Annotated in this window: 10 protein-coding genes and 1 pseudogene; 6 read left to right on the top strand and 5 right to left on the bottom strand. The window is 64.0% G+C overall.

The window, feature by feature from the left end:
* Positions 1-123: 123 nt before the first annotated feature.
* Together AC1RUK_RS12495 and AC1RUK_RS12490 are read right to left on the bottom strand one after the other, a co-directional pair.
* Positions 124-2,449, bottom strand: a pseudogene (locus AC1RUK_RS12495) (NADP-dependent malic enzyme).
* Between the two features lie 184 nt (positions 2,450-2,633).
* Positions 2,634-3,413 carry an SDR family oxidoreductase gene (locus AC1RUK_RS12490; RefSeq protein ID WP_481840255.1) on the bottom strand — a complete coding sequence of 260 codons (780 nt, stop codon included), beginning with the start codon at positions 3,411-3,413 and terminating at the stop codon, positions 2,634-2,636.
* A 121-nt stretch (positions 3,414-3,534) separates the two neighbouring features.
* Here AC1RUK_RS12490 and AC1RUK_RS12485 point away from each other — a divergent pair, with 121 nt between their 5' ends.
* Both AC1RUK_RS12485 and AC1RUK_RS12480 read left to right on the top strand, forming a co-directional pair.
* A complete protein-coding gene (locus AC1RUK_RS12485; protein WP_081482303.1) occupies positions 3,535-4,350 on the top strand; it encodes a UDP-2,3-diacylglucosamine diphosphatase in 816 nt (271 codons plus the stop codon).
* 121 nt (positions 4,351-4,471) lie between these two features.
* Positions 4,472-5,686, top strand: a complete 1,215-nt coding sequence (locus AC1RUK_RS12480; protein ID WP_481840254.1) for an MFS transporter — start codon at positions 4,472-4,474, stop codon at positions 5,684-5,686.
* On the opposite strand, the gene dgcA is transcribed toward AC1RUK_RS12480, so the two are convergent.
* The gene (dgcA, locus tag AC1RUK_RS12475) at positions 5,657-6,640 is read right to left on the bottom strand and encodes an N-acetyl-D-Glu racemase DgcA (RefSeq protein ID WP_481835388.1); all 984 of its coding nucleotides are present in this window, start codon (positions 6,638-6,640) and stop codon (positions 5,657-5,659) included. The two genes, AC1RUK_RS12480 and dgcA, sit on opposite strands and share 30 nt — an antisense overlap.
* Before the next feature lie 76 nt (positions 6,641-6,716).
* Here dgcA and AC1RUK_RS12470 point away from each other — a divergent pair, with 76 nt between their 5' ends.
* From AC1RUK_RS12470 to AC1RUK_RS12455, 4 genes are read left to right on the top strand one after another with little or no spacing between them, the layout of a single operon-like run.
* Positions 6,717-7,904 (top strand): ABC transporter permease, encoded by a 1,188-nt coding sequence (locus AC1RUK_RS12470; protein ID WP_481835389.1) that lies wholly within the window; start codon positions 6,717-6,719, stop codon positions 7,902-7,904.
* Between the two features lie 7 nt (positions 7,905-7,911).
* The gene (locus tag AC1RUK_RS12465) at positions 7,912-8,721 is read left to right on the top strand and encodes an ABC transporter ATP-binding protein (protein WP_481839521.1); all 810 of its coding nucleotides are present in this window, start codon (positions 7,912-7,914) and stop codon (positions 8,719-8,721) included.
* A gap of 14 nt (positions 8,722-8,735) precedes the next feature.
* A complete protein-coding gene (locus AC1RUK_RS12460) occupies positions 8,736-10,109 on the top strand; it encodes an MlaD family protein (protein ID WP_481835390.1) in 1,374 nt (457 codons plus the stop codon).
* Between the two features lie 37 nt (positions 10,110-10,146).
* Entirely contained in the window at positions 10,147-10,797 is a 651-nt protein-coding gene (locus AC1RUK_RS12455; RefSeq protein WP_481835391.1) for an ABC-type transport auxiliary lipoprotein family protein, read from the top strand.
* A 49-nt stretch (positions 10,798-10,846) separates the two neighbouring features.
* On the opposite strand, the gene AC1RUK_RS12450 is transcribed toward AC1RUK_RS12455, so the two are convergent.
* Both AC1RUK_RS12450 and AC1RUK_RS12445 read right to left on the bottom strand, forming a co-directional pair.
* Entirely contained in the window at positions 10,847-11,302 is a 456-nt protein-coding gene (locus tag AC1RUK_RS12450) for a macro domain-containing protein (protein WP_481835392.1), read from the bottom strand.
* A 133-nt stretch (positions 11,303-11,435) separates the two neighbouring features.
* On the bottom strand, positions 11,436-17,654 hold the full coding sequence (locus AC1RUK_RS12445) for an apolipoprotein A-IV repeat region-like domain-containing protein (protein WP_481840253.1): 6,219 nt from the start codon (positions 17,652-17,654) through the stop codon (positions 11,436-11,438).
* Positions 17,655-17,773: the final 119 nt, after the last annotated feature.

Genomic DNA, 17,773 nt, shown 5'->3' with positions numbered 1-17,773 from the left:
AAAACTCCGCTTGCCTGTTCGCCACGAAACTAACGCGTCCGCGGTTAACCGCGCCTTAGTCTGCTACCAAACGCAATCGAATCTGCAACCAAACGTGACGGCAGCTTACCGCGAAATGCGGCCTTAGCCCAGATTGACGACGGCCTGCGCCTTGTGCGCCGCCTCGACCACGGCGAGCGCGGTCATGTTGACGACGCCGCGCGAGGTTACCGAAGGCGTCAATATGTGCGCCGGCTTGTCCGTGCCGAGCAGGATCGGCCCGACATGCAGCGCATCCATCATGGCGCGCAGCGCCGTCAGCGTGATGTTGGCCGAATCGAGGTTCGGAAACACCAGCAGATTGGCTTCGCCCTTGAGCCGCGAATGCGGATAGACGCGCTGGCGCAGATTCTCCGAAAGTGCCGAGTTCGGCATGCATTTCGCCGTCGCACTGGAGCTCCGGCGCGATGCGCGCCAGGATCGCCGCCGCCTGGCGCATCTTCAGCGCGCTCGGCGAATCGCGCGAGCCGAAATCCGAATGCGACAGCAGTGCTGCCTTGGGCTCGATGCCGAAGCGCTGGATTTCCTCCGCCGCCAGCACCGTCATCTCGGCGATCTCTTCCGCCGTCGGGTCGACGGAGACATGTGTGTCGGTGAGGAAGATGATGCCGCGCTGCGAAATCAGCATGGAAAGCGTCGAGAGATCGCGGTCCTTGATGCCCGCGCGGGGCCCGATGATCAGCGTCACATTGCGCAGATGCCGCTCGAAACGGCCTTCGAGACCGCAGACCATGGCATCGGCATCGCCGCGCTTCAGCGCGAGCGCCGCGATCACCGTGTTGTCGGTGCGCACCATGGTGCGAGCTGCCTCCGTCGTCACGCCGCGCCGACCGGCGAGCTCGATCAAAAGGTCGACATAGTGGCGATAGCGCGGATCGTCCTCGGGGTTGATCAGGCCGAAATCGACGCCTGGCTTGATGCGGAGCCCATAGCGCTTCAGCCTGACCTCGATGACATGCGGGCGTCCGATCAGGATCGGTTCGGCAATGCCTTCCTCGAGCACCACCTGGGCGGCGCGCAGCACGCGCTCGTCCTCGCCCTCGGCATAGATGACGCGCTTGGCGCTTGAGGCCTTGGCGGACGAGAACACCGGCTTCATCACCAGGCCGGAGCGGAAGACAAAGCGGTTGAGCTTGTCGATGTAGGCGGCGAAGTCGGTGATCGGCCTGGTCGCCACGCCGGTGTCGCAGGCTGCCTTGGCGACGGCTGGCGCAATGCGCAGGATCAGCCTGGGGTCGAAGGGCGAGGGGATCAGGAAATCGGGCCCGAAGATCGGCGTCTCGCCGGAGTAGGCGCGCGCGGCGACGTCGGACGGTTCCTCGCGGGCGAGTGCCGCGATCGCCCGCACCGCCGCCATCTTCATCTCCTCGTTGATGGCGCTGGCGCCGCAGTCCAGCGCGCCACGGAAGATGTAAGGAAAACACAGTACGTTGTTGACTTGATTTGGAAAATCGGAACGACCGGTGCAGATCATCGCGTCCGGTCGCGCCGCCCGTGCGGCCTCCGGCATGATCTCCGGATTGGGGTTGGCCAGCGCCAGGATCAGCGGCTTCGACGCCATGTGCTGCAGCAGTTCCGGCTTCAGCACGCCGGCGGCCGACAGGCCGAGGAAGACATCGGCGCCCGGGATCACATCGGCCAGCGTTCGCGCTGCCGTATCCTTCACGTAAGGATCTTTCCAGCGGTCCATCTCGTCCGTGCGCCCCTTGTAGGCGACGCCGAAACGGTCGGTGACCCAGATGTTCTCCACCTTGGCGCCGAGCGAAACCAGAAGGTTGAGGCATGCAAGGGCGGCGGCACCGGCGCCCGAGGTGACGATCTTGATGTCGGAAATGGTCTTGCCGGCAAATTCCAGCCCGTTGAGCACCGCGGCGGCGACGATGATCGCCGTGCCGTGCTGGTCGTCATGGAATACCGGTATGCCCATGCGGGCCTTCAGCTGTTCCTCGACCTCAAAACATTCCGGCGCCTTGATGTCCTCGAGGTTGATGCCGCCGAAGGTCGGCTCCAGCGCCGAGACCGTCTCGACCATGCGCTCGATCCCGGGCGCGTCGATCTCGATGTCGAACACGTCGATGCCGGCGAATTTCTTGAACAGCACCGCCTTGCCTTCCATGACCGGCTTGGAGGCGAGCGGGCCGATATTGCCGAGGCCGAGCACCGCCGAGCCGTTGGAAACGACGCCAACCAGATTGGCGCGCGCCGTATAGTCAGCGGCGGTCGCCGGATTGTCGCGGATTTCGAGGCAAGGGGCGGCGACGCCAGGCGAATAGGCGAGCGCCAGGTCGCGCTGGTTGCCGAGCGGCTTGGTCGCCTGGATTTCGAGCTTTCCGGGGGTCGGATGCTTGTGGAAGTAGAGCGCGGCCTCGTCGAGGTCCGACCGGGTCGTCTTCTTGTTCTCGCCTTCCATGCCGGCCCTCCCTGCGCTGCTGCCTCGCTGCCTTTTAGCATGCGGCATTGGTTTTTCGCGACGCCAAATGACGCAAGCGCAGCGGAAAGGGTCAAGGTCGAAAAGATGGAGTTATTTCAATTCTTTGTGTCGATATCCTGCGAATCTTTGTGTCGATATCGTGCGAAAGTGTCGAGCCTCGCCGTCAGAATGCGCTGACGTAGAGGCCGCCGTCGACCGGTATGTTCTGCCCGGTGAGATAGCCGGCATGGACGGAGCACAGGAAGGCGCAGATCTGGCCGAACTCCTCTGGCGTGCCGAGTTGCTTGGCGGGCACGTCGGCGCTGATGCGGGTCTTGCGCGCGGCTGCCGCTGCCGGGTCTTCCGGCGTGCCGGCTTCATGCGGGCCGCGCAGCCGGTCGGTGTCGAGCTTGCCGGGCAGCATGCTGTTGATGGTCACGTTGCGGTCGATCACCGTGCGAGCCACGCCGGCCAGGAACGAGGTCAGTCCGGCGCGCGCGCCGGACGACAGATCGAGGCCGGGGATCGGCACATAGACTGACAGCGAGGTGATGTTGACGATGCGGCCGAAGCCGCGCGCCGCCATGCCGTCGATCACCGCCTGGATCAGCTCGATCGGCGTCACCATGTTCTGGGTGACGCCTTCAAGGATCTTTTCGCGGTCGAGCGTGCGGAAATCGCGCAGCGGCGGTCCACCATTGTTGTTGACGAGGATGTCGGGATCGGGGCAGGCCGCAAGCATCGCCTTTTGCACCTCGGGCTTCGAGACGTCGCCGAGGATCTCGGTCACCTTGACGCCGTAGCGGTCACGGATGTCCTGGGCGGTCCTGGCCAGCAGTTCGGCATTGCGGCCGTTGACCACCAGATCGCAGCCGGCCTCGGCCAGCGCCATGGCGCAGCCGCGCCCAAGCCCTTTGCTCGATGCACAGACGATCGCCTTCTTGCCGCGAATGCCGAGATCCATGGTGATTTTCTCCTCTGATCAAGCACGGCACGCTAGCTCTTCGGCTGGACCAATCGCAACCGTCATACGGTTGTTGCATGAATCGGGGCATAGCCTGCGCGAAAGCAACGGTGACAATCTGATGTCTGGCCCAGAGCCCCGCACTTTCCGCAGCATGTTCATCTCCGACGTCCATCTCGGCTCGAAGGCGGCCAAGGCCGACTTCCTGATCGATTTCCTGCGCCATCACGACGCCGATATCATCTATCTCGTTGGTGATATCGTCGATGGCTGGCGCCTGAGGCGCAGCTGGCACTGGCCGCAGAGTCACAACGACGTCGTGCAGAAATTGCTGCGCAAGGCGCGCAAGGGCGCCAACATCACCTACATTGCCGGCAATCACGACGAGTTCGCCCGCCAGTTCCAGGGCGTGCATTTCGGCGGCATCGTCGTCGCCGACCGTGCCATCCACGAGACCGCCGATGGCAGGCGCCTGCTGGTCATCCATGGCGACCAGTTCGACACCGTCGTCCACAATGCGCGCTGGCTCGCCTATCTTGGCGACTACGCGTATGACGCAGCCATGCTCGTCAACAGGGTGGTAACGCGGCTTCGCCAGTTGCTTGGCCTGCCTTACTGGTCGTTTTCGTCATGGGCCAAGGTCAACGTCAAGAAGGCGGTGAACTTCATCGGCTCGTTCCAGACCATGCTGACCGAGGAAGCACGCCGCTCGCATGTCGACGGCGTGATCTGCGGCCACATCCACCATGCCGCGATCGAGAACTACGAGGACGTCCAGTACATCAACACCGGCGACTGGGTGGAAAGCTGCACGGCGGTGGTCGAGCATTTCGACGGCCGGATGGAAATCCTGCACTGGGCGAAGGTGTTGCCTGAGGCTCCGGACGAACCTTTCATCCCGATGCTCATCGAGGACCGGGTGGTCGAAGCGGCCTGAGGTACGTTCCTGCTCTGGGATTAATCGATTAGTCCAACCGGTTTCGCCCGGTTTTTCTCCATGTTAATGGTCGATCGCGCTGCTGGTCGTCTGGTAGAACGCGGCGCAATTGGATCGATTCATGTCCCTGCCGCCGCTTTCACCCGAACAACTCGTCAAGCCGCGCCATTTCGAACTGCGCATAAGCCTTATCTTCTTCACGCTGTTCGCGTCGCTCGGCACGCATCTGCCCTATTTCCCGCTATGGCTGCAGGCCGAGGGTTTCCATGCCGAACAGATCGCGGTCATTTTGGCCGCGCCGATGTTCCTGCGCGTGGTGACGACGCCGTTGCTGACCGCCTTGGCCGACCGGGCGAAGGACCGGGCCAATGTCTATGTCGTGCTCGTCGCCGCGACTATGGTCATTTCCGCGGGCTATTTCCTTAACCCCACCTACGCCATGGTGCTCGCGGTATCGCTGGCGCTGACCATCGTCTGGACGCCGCATTCGCCGATCGCCGATTCGCTGGCGCTTTCGGGCGTGCGCCGGTTCGGCTCCAACTACACTGCCATGCGCAAATGGGGCTCGATCTCCTATCTCTGCGCCAATATCGCCGGCGGCTTCATCCTGGCCTGGACAGGCCCCAAGGCCGTGCCGGCGATCATCTTCGTCGCCCTTGCCGCCGCCCTTTTGGCCGGGTTGCTGGCGCCGCGCCTCGGCCGTCCGCGTCGCGCTTCGCCGCTTTCGGCCACCGACATCCAACATTCGGCGCCAAAGCTGCTCAATGCCTACTTCCTGTATTTTACCTTCGGCGTCGGCATCATCACCGCCAGCCATGCCTTTCTCTACGGCTTTGTGTCGATCTACTGGAAGTCGATTGGCATCAGCGATTCCGTCGTCGGGCTGCTGTGGGCCTGGGGCGTGGTCGCCGAGGTCTACATGTTTTTGTTTTTCAACCGCATTTTCGCCTCCGTTTCCGTCGTCCAGGTCATGGTGATCGCCGGCATCGGCTCGATCGTGCGCTGGATCGCCTTTCCACTGATCTGGCCGCTTGGCCTTGGCGTTGCCGGCTTCTTTGGCGTCCAGACCTTGCATTCAGTGTCGGTGGCGATGGTGCTGATCGGCCTGCAGAAGATGATCGGCGAAACCGTCTCCGAAGAGCGCACCGGTGCGGCGCAAGGCATCGCCTATTTCTTCAACGGCTTCTTCATGGCTGTGGTCACGCTGGCGTCGGGCCCGCTCTACGACCGCTACGGCGTCGACGGTTTTCTGGCGATGATCCCGATTGCGATTGTGGGCCTGATTCTGATTGGGCTTGCCGCGCGCTCAGCCCCACAGCGCCCTGTCGGGGGGTGAGACCAGCGACCCCTCGTAGACGAGGCCGGGCTCGCGGTCGCGGGCCAGCAACAGCGGACCGTCGAGATCGACGAAATCGGCGCCTTGGGCCAGCAAGACGGCCGGTGCCATCGCCAGCGACGTGCCAACCATGCAGCCGACCATGATACCGAAACCGAGCTCGCGGGCACGGTCGCGCAGCACAAGAGCGGCCGTCAGGCCGCCCGACTTGTCGAGCTTGATGTTGACGGCGTCGTAGAGGCCGACAAGCGCTTCGAGGTTCTTCGCCTCGTGCACGCTCTCGTCGGCGCATATCGGTACCGGATGCGCGATATGCCGTAAAATGCCGTCGCGGCCCGCAGGAAGCGGCTGTTCGATCAGCGCGATGCCCTGCTCGGCGGCAAAGGCGAGGTTTTCGACGATGTTCTCATCGGTCCAGCCCTCATTGGCATCAAGGATGATGCGGCTGTCCGGCGCCGCCTCCGTCACGGCACGAATACGGGCGATGTCGTTGTCGCCGCCGATCTTGACCTTGAGCAGCGGCCGCGCGGAATTGGCACGAGCCTGCGCTGCCATCGCCTCCGGCTCGCCAAGCGACAGGGTGTAGGCTGTCTCGAGCGCTTGCAACGGAGTCCTACAAATGCTGGCCGCAACCGGCTTGCCGCTTGCCTTTGCTTCCAAGTCCCACAGAGCGCAGTCGATGGCGTTGCGGGCGGCCCCGGCGGGCATGGCATCGAGCAGCGCGATCCGGCTGATGCCGCCGGCGATCTTGTCGCTCAGCGCTTCGATTGCGGCTCGCACGCACTCCATGGTCTCGCCATAGCGCTTGTACGGAACGCATTCGCCGCGCCCGATATGGCCATTGTCGCCGATCGTTACGGTGATGACTTCGGCTTCCGTCTTCGAGCCGCGTGAAATGGTGAAGGCGCCGGCGATGGGAAAACGCTCGGATTCGACCGAAATGACACGCGCCATATTTTTCTTCTCAGGCTATGCGACAACGACATGCCGGCAAATGACAGGCCGGTTCCGGCAGGCTAAACAGGACGCCATGTTGACCATCGGCAAACGCGACGCAAGCGGCACCGCCGCCAAGGAGCCAAATGGCCAGCCGCGCATCGCCGTCGGCGAGGAGGGCGGCGTTCTCGGCTGCGCCTTTTCCGGAACCTGGACGACACGCACCGTAGCATTGGTCGACGCGGAGATGCGTCGGATCGAGAAGCGCAACGGTTTCAAGACCTTGGCGCTCGATCTTTCGCATATCGAGAAGATGGACACCGCTGGCGCCTGGCTGATCGACCGCCTGGTCAGCGCCTTCGAGAAGAAGGGTGTCGAAGTCAAATTGCAGGGGCAGAGCGAGATCGCTTCGATCCTGCTCGGCGCCGTCGGCGATGCCGTCCGGCGCGAGCCCGAATCGGGACCGTCCGGGCCGCCCAACATCATCATCCGTGCGCTCGAGGCGGTTGGCCGGCGCGTCTATGAGATGCGCGACGACTTCCTTGCCTCGATGAACATCCTTGGCGCCACCATCCGCGGCGCGCAGATGAAGCTCGGCCGCGGCCATGCCGTCAACCCGGCCGCGATCTTCAACCAGATCGACCGCATGGGCGTCGGCGCCATCCCGGTCGTGGTGCTGATGTCGGCCATCGTCGGCGCAATCGTCGCCCAGCAGGGCGCCTACCAGCTCAGCTATTTCGGCGCCGACATCTTCGTTGTCGACCTCGTCGGCGTGCTGATCCTGCGCGAGCTCGGCGTGCTGATGACCGCGATCATGATCGCCGGCCGCTCCGGCAGCGCGATCACCGCCGAGATCGGCTCGATGAAGATGCGCGAGGAAGTCGATGCGCTGAAGGTCATCGGCCTGAACCCGATCGGCGTGCTGGTCTTTCCGCGCCTGGTCGCCCTGGTGATCGCCCTGCCTTGCCTGACCATCATCGCCAATTTCGCCGCGCTTGGCGGCGGCATGGTCGCCGCCTGGCTCTATTCCGACATTCCTCCGGCCGCCTTTATCGACCGTCTGCGTGTCGCCATCGATCTCAGCACGATCTTTGCTGGGCTGATCAAGGCGCCGTTCATGGCCATGATCATCGGCACCATCGCCTCCGTCGAAGGGATGAAGGTCGGCGGCAGCGCCGAATCGCTTGGCCAGCACGTGACCGCTTCGGTGGTGAAGTCGATCTTCGTGGTCATCATCCTCGACGGCCTTTTCGCCATGTTCTACGCAGCGATCGAGTTCTGACATGGCGATGGCGAATGGCAACGGGGCCAAGACGGAGGAGCAGGACGAGAGCGAGATCGTCCTTTCGGTGCGCGACGTCACCGTTGCCATTGATGACAAGCTGATCCTCGACAAACTTTCGCTCGACATCAAACGCGGCGAAATCCTGGGCTTTGTCGGCGCTTCGGGCGCCGGCAAATCGGTGCTTTTGCGCACCATCCTTGGCTTGCTGCGCAAGCAATCGGGGACGATCAAGCTGTTCGGCGTCAACGTCGACAAGGCAAGCGACATCGAGCGCCTGCGCATCGACATGCGCCTCGGCGTTCTTTTCCAGCACGGCGCGCTGTTTTCGGCGCTGACGGTGCAGGAGAACGTACAGGTGCCGATGCGCGAGTATCTCGACCTGCCCAAGAAGCTGATGGACGAGCTGGCCATGCTCAAGATCGAGCTGGTCGGCTTGCCGCCTGACGCGGCGCAGAAATTCCCCTCCGAGCTTTCCGGCGGCATGATCAAGCGCGCGGCACTGGCGCGCGCGCTGGCGCTCGACCCGGACATCGTCTTCCTCGACGAGCCGACATCCGGTCTTGACCCGATCAGCGCGGCCGAATTCGACGAACTGGTGGTCAAGCTGCGCGACACGATGGACCTGACGGTCTACATGGTCACCCACGACCTCGACACGCTGTTCACCGCTTGCGACCACGTTGCCGTGCTCGGCAAGAAGAAGGTGCTGGTCGAAGGCACGATCGACGACATGCTGAAGAGCGAGGAGCCGTGGGTAAAATCCTATTTCCGCGGAAAACGCGCGCGCCAACTTGATCTTGCGGCGCGCGCATAGCCATAAGTGGGGCGATGGAAACCAGAGCCAACTACGTCATTGTCGGCATCTTCACGCTGGCCGCGATCCTGGCGGCCTTCGCGTTCGTCTATTGGACAGCCGCGATCGGCGACAGGGGCGAGACGGCGGTGCTGCGCGTGCGCATTCCGGGCTCGGCGTCCGGCTTGGGGCGCGGCAGCTTCGTGCTGTTCAACGGCGTCAAGGTGGGTGACGTCAAGCGCGTCTATATCGATGTCGACAACCCGACCGTCGCCATCGCCGACACCGAAATCGACCGCATGACGCCGCTCACCAAGTCGACACAGGCCGATATTGGGCTTGCCGGCCTCACCGGCCAGGCCAATATCGAGCTCAAGGGTGCCGACCCCAAGGAGGTCAAGCTGCTCGACCAGGCCGAAAAGGAAGGCAAGGTTGCCGAGATCATCGCCAATCCATCCGCCGTGACCAACCTGCTGCAGACCGCGCAGGACATCTTCTCCCGCGCCGACAAGGTGCTTTCGAATCTCGAAGGTTTCACCCAAGACGTTCGCGGTCCGCTGACACAGACCGTCAAGAACGCCCAGACATTCTCCGATGCGCTGGCCAAGAATTCCGATGGCATCGACAAGTTCCTCGCCAGCGTCAGTTCGCTGTCGGATGAGCTGAAGGGCGTGTCGGGCAAGCTCGACGGCACGCTGAAGGCCGCGGAAGGTCTGCTCAACGCCGTAGACAAGGACCAGATCAAGAGCATCGTCGCCAATGTCGACACCGTCACAGGCAATCTGAAGGAAACCTCGAAGCAGTTCGACGGTGTGATCAAGAATGTCGACACGGCGGTCGGGTCGATCAACGACTTCGCCCAGAAGACGCAAGGCACGCTGGACAAGGTCAATGGCGTCCTCGATGGCATCGATCCGGCCGAGGTCCGCACGGCGCTCGCCAATATCCAGAAGGCCAGTGAAAACGCCGACAAGGCCGCCGCCGACATCGCCAAGGTTACCGACAAATTCGCCAACCGGGCCGACGACATCGACCAGACGATCAAGGACGCCAAACAGCTGGCGCAACGGCTCAACGATGCCTCGGTGCGCGTCGACGGCATCCTGGCCAAGGTCGACACCTTGCTCGGCTCAGGACAGGCCGACGGCATGATGGCCGATGCCAGGGACACGCTGAAGTCGTTCAAGCAGGTCGCCGACACGCTGAATGCCCGCCTCGGCACGATCACCGACAATCTCGCTCGCTTCTCGGGCCAGGGTCTGCAGGATGTCGAGGCGCTGGTCCAGGACAGCCGCCGCTCGATCAACCGCATCGAGGAGGCCGTGACCGATCTCAGCCGCAATCCGCAGCGGATCCTGTCGGGCGGCGAGGGCGAGGTCCGGCAATATGACGGGAGGGTGCGGCGTTGACTTCGGCGTCCGTCCACCGCAAGAACATGGACCGCAATTGCGGGTTGATCTTACGATCCGGGGACAACGGGGATCGCGCGTGAAGTCGGTGTGGGTGAGAACGGGCGGATTGACATCGGCTGCGGCACTGCTTGCGCTGACGCTTGCCGGCTGCGCGGCGCTGGGCGGCAAGCCTGCGCCGCTCGATACGTTCGAGCTTTCGGCGCCGTCGATCGACGCGCATGGCCACAGCCGACGCCAGATCCTGATCGCCCAGCCCTCCGCGCTCAAGGCGCTGGACAGCCAGAACATCGTCATCAAGCCGTCCGACCGCTCGATACAGTACCTCAAGGGCGCGCAATGGGCCGACCGGCTGCCGCTGATCGTGCAGGCAAGGCTTGCCGAGACCTTCCAGCGCTCCGGCAGCTTCGCCGGCGTCGGCAAGCCGGGTGAGGGCCTGGCGATCGACTATCAGGTGATCGTCGAGGTCCGCTCCTTCGAAGTCCGGGTCGACGGCGGCGAGCATGCCGAGGTCGACCTGTTCGTGCGCATATTGAATGACCGCAACGGCGAGGTGCGCGCCTCCAAGACCTTCACCGCGAGCGCGCCGGTCTCCGGCAGCGGCAACCCGGCCTATGTCGGCGCGCTGGACAGCGCCTTCGGCCAGGCGGCGAAGGACATCGTGCGCTGGACCGATTCGGTGATCTGATCAGGCCAAGACTGCCTTGAGGCGAGCATGCCGGAGGTCCTAGGCGGCCTCATCCTGCATATTCGACAAGTGTATGATCTTCGTCCGCGAGTTCATCTTCGATGATCGAGGCTATGGTTTCCCAATCACCTCCAGCCAGACCTGCGCCAATTTTTGGGTAGCCGATCCTTTTGCTGGTGTACTTGGATTTGACGGCCTTCATGACGTTTCGTATCGCCTCGTAGTCGGCTTTCACGCCCTTTCCCTGCCAATGGAGCTGGGTGTAGCCATTGACGACATGGAACATGCGGTTCTCTCGTTTGATCTCCGCAACTGATATGTTGCCCAGCTTGGCAGGGTCGCCCTTTAAGGTTGCGCAATCTGCGACGTACGCTTCGGGAAAACGCTGCTTTATGGAAAGCGCAATCCCTTTGCCCATTTGGCATTGGCAATTGCATCCATGCACAATGACATCGAACCTGTCGTCGAGCGCTAGTTGAAGCAGATCACCGCGAATTGTCTGCATCGCTATCAAACTCCGCGCTCAGGTCGGTGCGTGAGAATCCCGATCAAATCGACCTAGGACAATCTAAGGCATCGACCAGAAAGCAGAAAGGGCGGAACCGTGGTCCCGCCCTTTTCAGTTTCCTATCGCCCGCTCAGTGCAGGCGGCCGCTGGCGTGCGCCAGCATGGTGTAGACCTTGCCGGTGTCCGACGTCAGATAGGTCTGCGCCATGATGTTGTCGCGGTCATTGCGGGACACGTCCTTGAGCAGCTTCTCGAAATCGTCGCAGTAGCGGTCGACAGCGGCGCGGAACTCTGCCTCCGTCTGATATTTGCGGCGGATCTCGTCGAAGGTCTGCTGGCCCTTCAGCGTGTAGAGGCGCCGCGTGAACACGTCACGCTCGCCGCGCCGGTAGCGGTTCCACAGCTCGATCGACGCCTCGTGGTCGATGGCCCGCGCGATGTCGACCGACAGCGAGTTCAGCGACTCCATGACGTGAAGCGGCGAGCGCTGCGCCGGAGCGGAACGCGGAGCGTCCGCAGGCACGGCGGGCCCCGTATCCTCCTCACGCGATGCGCCGGTGAGCAGGTCGCGCACCCAGCCGCCCTGTTGCGTGCGGCCATTGGGATCGCGGCGCGGAGCCGCCTCGGCGGGGCGCTCGAGATCGAGCGTGCCGCGCAGCGTTGCGCCGCCCAACGGCGCCTGAGGCTCCGGCTGCGGCGCCGGCGGACGGCGCTGCGGCTCAGGCGCACGCGCAACGGGCGCCTGCGGTGCGGGCCGCAAATTGCGCTGCTCCGCGCTGTCGCTGCCACCGCGGCCCGATTTCGCAACGATGTCAGACAGTTCCTTGAGCGCGTTGATCTGCTCGGAGACGGCGCGGCGGATGGCCGAGGTCGATTCCTTGGCCTCTTCCGGCATCTCGATGACGCCCTTCTTGAGTTCGGCGCGGGTCAGGTCGAGCTCGCTCTTGATCGAGCCGGCCGTACGCCGCATCTCCTCGGTGGCATCGGCGAAGCGCTTGGTTGCCGAATCGACGACGTCGGCGATGGCGGTGCGGATCTTTTCCGCAGATTCCATCGTCCGGCCCTCGGCATTCTGCATCGTCTGGCCGACCAGGTTCTCGAACGAACGCATCACCTTCTCGAGCTCTTCCGACTTCTTGACCAGGCCGACGGCGAGGTCTTCCAGCGACGACTGCCGCTCCAGCGTGTGCTCCAGGTTGCTCTGGGCCGAGCTCAGCAAGTCCGAAGCGGAAGACAGCAACCTGCTGTGCTCGTCGAACTTGGTGGCGATCGAGGCGACCTCGCGCAAGGTGGCGGACGACAGTTCGGTGAGCCGCGTCGTGTTCGAATTGACCAGGCGTGCCGAACTGGCGAAGGTCTGCGCGGCCTTTTCCGTCGTCGCCGCGAAGCTCTGCGTGCTGCCGGTCAGGCGTTCGTCGACCTGGCCGAGATTGAGCGCCGCCTGGTCGATCAGCTGACCGAGCTGCGCGCTGGAAGTGCTCATGCGGCCGATGAGGTCGGCGACGCTTTCGGCGAGCGTCGAACGCGCGCCTTCGACCGCCGACAAGGTCTCGGCCGTGCGGCTGGCGAGCGCGTTGACGAGGGCCGCGTTTTCGCTGCGCAGCTTCTCGGTCGCCCGCTCGGTGACCTCTTCCATGCTCTTTTGCAGTTCCGAGCCGCCCTGGGCAAAGCGTTCGACCAGCGGCCGCGCCGTCTCGTCGAGGATCCTCGACATTTCGGCCGAGCGCGCCGCGAGCATTGTGTTGAGCTCGCGGGTGTTGGCACCGATGGTCTTGGCTGCGTCGTTGGTGCTCTGGCCGATATGCTGGCCGACCGCGGTGAAGGTTTCGGCGATCACGTTGGCGCGCGAGATGAGCTGCGCCTCGGCACCCGAAATCTGCTCGTTGAGCTTCTGGCCCATCGTTTCAGCCGTGTAGGCGAGGCGGTTCTCGACGCCGGCGACCTGTTCCTCGACACGGGCGGCTACCGCCGCAGCGCTCGAAGCCAGGCGCTCGTCGGCGCCCGTCAGCGCCTGCTCGATCTCGCGGGCATGGACGGCCAGGTCCTGACCGGTCTGGCGTGCCCGGTCGGCAACGCGCTGCTCGGTGCTGGCAAAGGCGCCGACAATGGTCTCGGCGTGTCCGCCGATCGCGGTGCTGCTGTCGGCGATGCGCGACACCAGGCGCTGGTCCGCATCGTCGAAGATGCGGGCGATCTCGGATGCACGCGACGACAGCGCTTCCGAACCTTCGGCGATGCGCGATAGCAGGTGCTGGTCGGCGGCATCGAAGATGCGGCCGAGGTCCGTGGCGCGCGCCGCCAGCGCTTCGGCCGATTCGCCGATGCGCATGCTCAGCCGCTGGTCGGCACCTTCGAAGTTGCGCAGGATGTCGCCGGCGCGAGCCGCCAGCGACTGCGCCGTTTCGACAGCGCGGGCAACGAGCTTCTGGTCCGCCGCGTCGAAGGTGCCGGCGATCTCGCTGGCACGAGCGGCCAGTTGTTCGGCTGTCGCCTCGGCGCGAGCCAGCAGCGAATTCGAGGTCTCGTCGTGCCGGGCAAGCAGCGCGCTGGTGGTGTCCTCGGTACGCGCAAGCAGCGCACTGGTGGTATCTTCCGCACGCGCATGCAGGCGACGATCCGCCTCCTCAAAGGCGTGCGCGATGTCCTCGGCCCTGGCGAGCAGGGCGGCCGAGGTCTGCTCGGCGCGCTCGGCGATTTTGCGGTCGGCGTCGCTGAAGGCGAGCCCGGCCTGCTCGTGCAGGGCGCTGGTGACCTCCATGACCTTCTCGCGCAACTGGCCGGCGACGAAGACGGCGCTCTTTTCCAGCACGCTGCGAACACTGTCGACGCCGGTCGACAGCGCGCGCTCCATGGTTCCGGCGCGCTCCTCGATGATGCCGGTCTGGCGGCTGAACGCCTGCTCGATCTTTTCGACATCGGCGGCGATTGCCGCGGAGATGTCCGTGCTTTTGGCGGCGATCTGGTCAATGTGGCCGGACAGGGAGCGGTCAACGTCCTTGCGCGTGTCGGCGAGCTTGGCGAGATCGTCTTCCAGCGCGCGGGCCAGCATGTCGCGGCCTTCGGCCAGCTTGCCGACATGCCCGGCGATGATGTCGTCGACATCGCTGCGGCTGGTCGCGATCTTCTGCAGATCCGCCTCGAGCGCGCGCCTGAGGATATCACGGCCTTCGGCCAGCTTCTCGACCTGGCCGGCGACCAGCCCGTCGATCGAGGAGCGGCTTTCCGCCAGCTTGGCGAGATCGTCTTCCAGCGCCTTGGACAGCGTCGAGCGATCCTGCGTCAGCCTGTCGGAGTGGCTCTGGAGGAGGCCGTTGACATTCTCCAGATCGGCTTCCAGCACCCGTGCGAACTCCGAACGGTTTTCGGTCAGCCTCTGCGACTGGTCGGTAATGGCGCTCCTGATCGTGTTGAGATCGGCCTCCAGCGCGCGCTTGAGGATATCGCGGCCCTCGGCCAGCTTCTCGACCTGGCCGGCGACCAGCCCGTCGATCGAGGAGCGGCTTTCCGCCAGCTTGGCGAGATCGTCCTCGAGCGCTTTTGACAGGGTCGAGCGATCCTGGAACAGCCTGTTCGCGTGGTCGTCCATGATGCCGCTCACGCTCCGCAGATCGTCCTCGACGGCTCTCGACAGCGTCGAGCGATCCTGGACAAGCCGGTTCGTATGATCGGCGATCAGGCTGTTCATATTCTGCAGGTCGTCCTCGATGGCTTTCGAAAGCGTCGAGCGATCCTGGACAAGCCTGTTCGTGTGATCGGCGATCAGGCTGTTCACATTCTGCAGATCGGCTTCCAGGGCCTTCGAAAGCTGGCTGCGCTCGTCCGCCACCTGCTCGGAATGACCCGCTATGGCGCCCTTGATCGTGTTGATATCGGCTTCCAGGGCGCGCTTGAGGATGTCGCGGCCTTCGGCCAACTTCTCGACCTGGCCGGCGACCAGCCCGTCGATTGACGAGCGGCCTTCCGCCAGCTTGGCAAGGTCGGCCTCGAGCGTCTGCGACAGCAGGCTGCGGTCGTCGGCGAGCCTGACGGAATGACCCTCGATCAGGTTCCTGATGCCCGACAGATCGCCCTCCAGCGAACGGCTGAGTTCGTTCCTGTCCTCGGCGAGTTTCGCGGAATGGGTCTCGATCAGGCCCTTGATGCCGATAATGTCGGTCTCAAGGGCCTTTGCCAGGACCGAACGGCCCTCGGCGATCTTCTCGACCTGGCCGGCGACCAGGCCGTCGATGGTGGCGCGGCTATCGGCCAACTTGCCGAGGTCGGCGTCCAGGGCACGCGAAAGAATGCTACGGCCTTCGGCAAGTTTCCCAACGTGCCCGGCAACCATTTCATCAATGATCGTACGAGCTTGAACGAGTTTGCTGGAGTCTTCGTTCAAAGCTTGGGTAAGCCGGTTGCGGCCTTCCTCGAGCTGTTCGAGATGGCTGCCCAGCGAGGCGTCGATGGCAGCGCGCGATTCGTTGACCTTGCGCAGGTCCTCTTCCAGCGCGCGCGAAATGAGACTGCGGCCTTCCGCCAGCTTCTGCACCTGGTTGGTAACGGCGTCGTCGATGCCGGCGCGGTCTTCCGCGAACCTTGCGAGGTCCGCCTGCATGGCCTCGGCCATACGGTCGCGGCTCTCGGCAAGCTTGCGGCTGTGGTTCTCGACGGCTTCCTCGATGCCGACGCGGGCATCGGCAAGCCGCTGGATATCGCTATCGAAGGAGCGCGAGACCACATGCCGGGCCGCTTCCATGCGGCCGGCGAAATCGCCGGCGCGGGCTTCGAGCATCGACGAGGTGGACGAGATGATGTCGGCCATGTCGGCGCCGATCTGGGTCTTGCCCTGGTCGATCATCGACGACAGCGCGTCCTTGCTCTCGGCGAACGTATGGGCGATTTCGCGCGCGCGCTCGACCAGCGTCTCGTTGATCTGGCGGGCGCGGGCCTCGAGTGCTGCGTTGAGCTTCTGCGTGCCGGTGTCCAGTGCCTCGGCGCGGGTCTGGAACTCGCTGATCAGTGCCTGGCCGCGTTCGGCCAGGGTGCGCTCGATGCCGTCGAGGCTGGCTTCGAACTCGGAGTTCAGCGTGCGCGCGGCACCGCCGAGCAGCGACACCATGCCGGTGGTGCGGTCGTCGAGCAGGTCGGTCAGCGAGCGGGTAAGACCGTCGGTCGTGTCCGTCAGCTTGGCGATACGGGTATCGAGCAGCGAAGCGAAGGCCTCGCCCGAGGTGGACAGCTTGTCGGTGATCGTATCGAGACGGCCTTCGACCGAATCGAAGATCGACATCGAGCTTTCGTTGATCCTGTCGATCAGCGTGTCGCCGGAATTGGTGATCGTCATCGACAGCTTGGTCGAGGCATTGAGGATGCTGTCGCGGATGATGTCGCTGGCCGAGCCGATTTCGTCCCTGAGCGTCTCATGCGCGCCGGCAATCGAGGCGCGCACGCGCTCGGCGTGGGTGACGACCGCCTCGCGCTCGCTGCCAAGCCCGTCGACCAGCGAGCGGATACGGGCTTCATTCTCCGAATAGGAGCGCTCGATCTGGTTGACTTCGCTGTGGACCAGCGTTTCGAGCTCGACGGCGCGCGCAAGCGTGCGTTCGATGCCTTCGCCCATCGCCGCCACTTCACGGCGAACGGCCTGGCCGATCATCATGACGCGATCCTGGGCGAGGTTTTCCGGCTCGGCGAGGCGGAACGCCACTTCCGTCATGGACTGCGCGGCAATGCGCATTTCCTGGGCGCGGCGCACCATGGCCGCGAAGGCCCAGAACAGGATGATCGGAATGATCGCCGCGACCGCCAGACCGATCAGCTCGGGGCGAGCGAAGAACTGGTCGAAAGTGCGGATCTTCCAGATACTCGAGCCAAACAAAAGGTTCGCGAGGCCACCGGCACCGGCGATCCAGGCCAGCGAAATGAACGCCACCACCCAGTAGATCGTGCTCGATGCGCGCCGGTTGAGGCCGTGCAGAAGCGTCCGGTAGTCTTTCTGGCGGTCGTCATTGGCGGGTGTGAAGCCCGCCGGCTGCGTGCCGTTGCGGTTTTCGACCGGGCGCAACTCGGCCGGCTTGGTCGTGGCCGACGTCGTTCCGTTCTGACCCTGATTCCCGTTCTGGCTCAGATTTGCGCTCTGGTTCAGATTGGCGGTCTGGCCTTGGTTGACCGCCGGCTCGGCTTTCTGGCTGCGCCCTTCGCGCGCCAGTTCGTCCGCCGCCTGCGAAATCTGCGCTTCCAGATCTTCCATCGACGCCGCCATATCGAGGCCGCCGTCGCCATCTCCGCTCAAATCCAGGTCGAGCGCTTTTTCGAGTTCCCTGGCTACGTCGCTGTCGAGACTGCGTGTCGTCGTTGGTTTCTTCGCCATGCCTTCGCTACCCTGTACTAGCTGCCGAGGGACTTATGATTTTGGCCTGATTCTGGCTTCTCTTATCCCGTGCAGGAGGCTGAAAATGGACCCTCGTATCGTAATGACACACAGGGGTA

This window comes from Mesorhizobium monacense (assembly GCF_056781675.1).
This window is presented reverse-complemented; position numbering and strand designations above follow the sequence as displayed.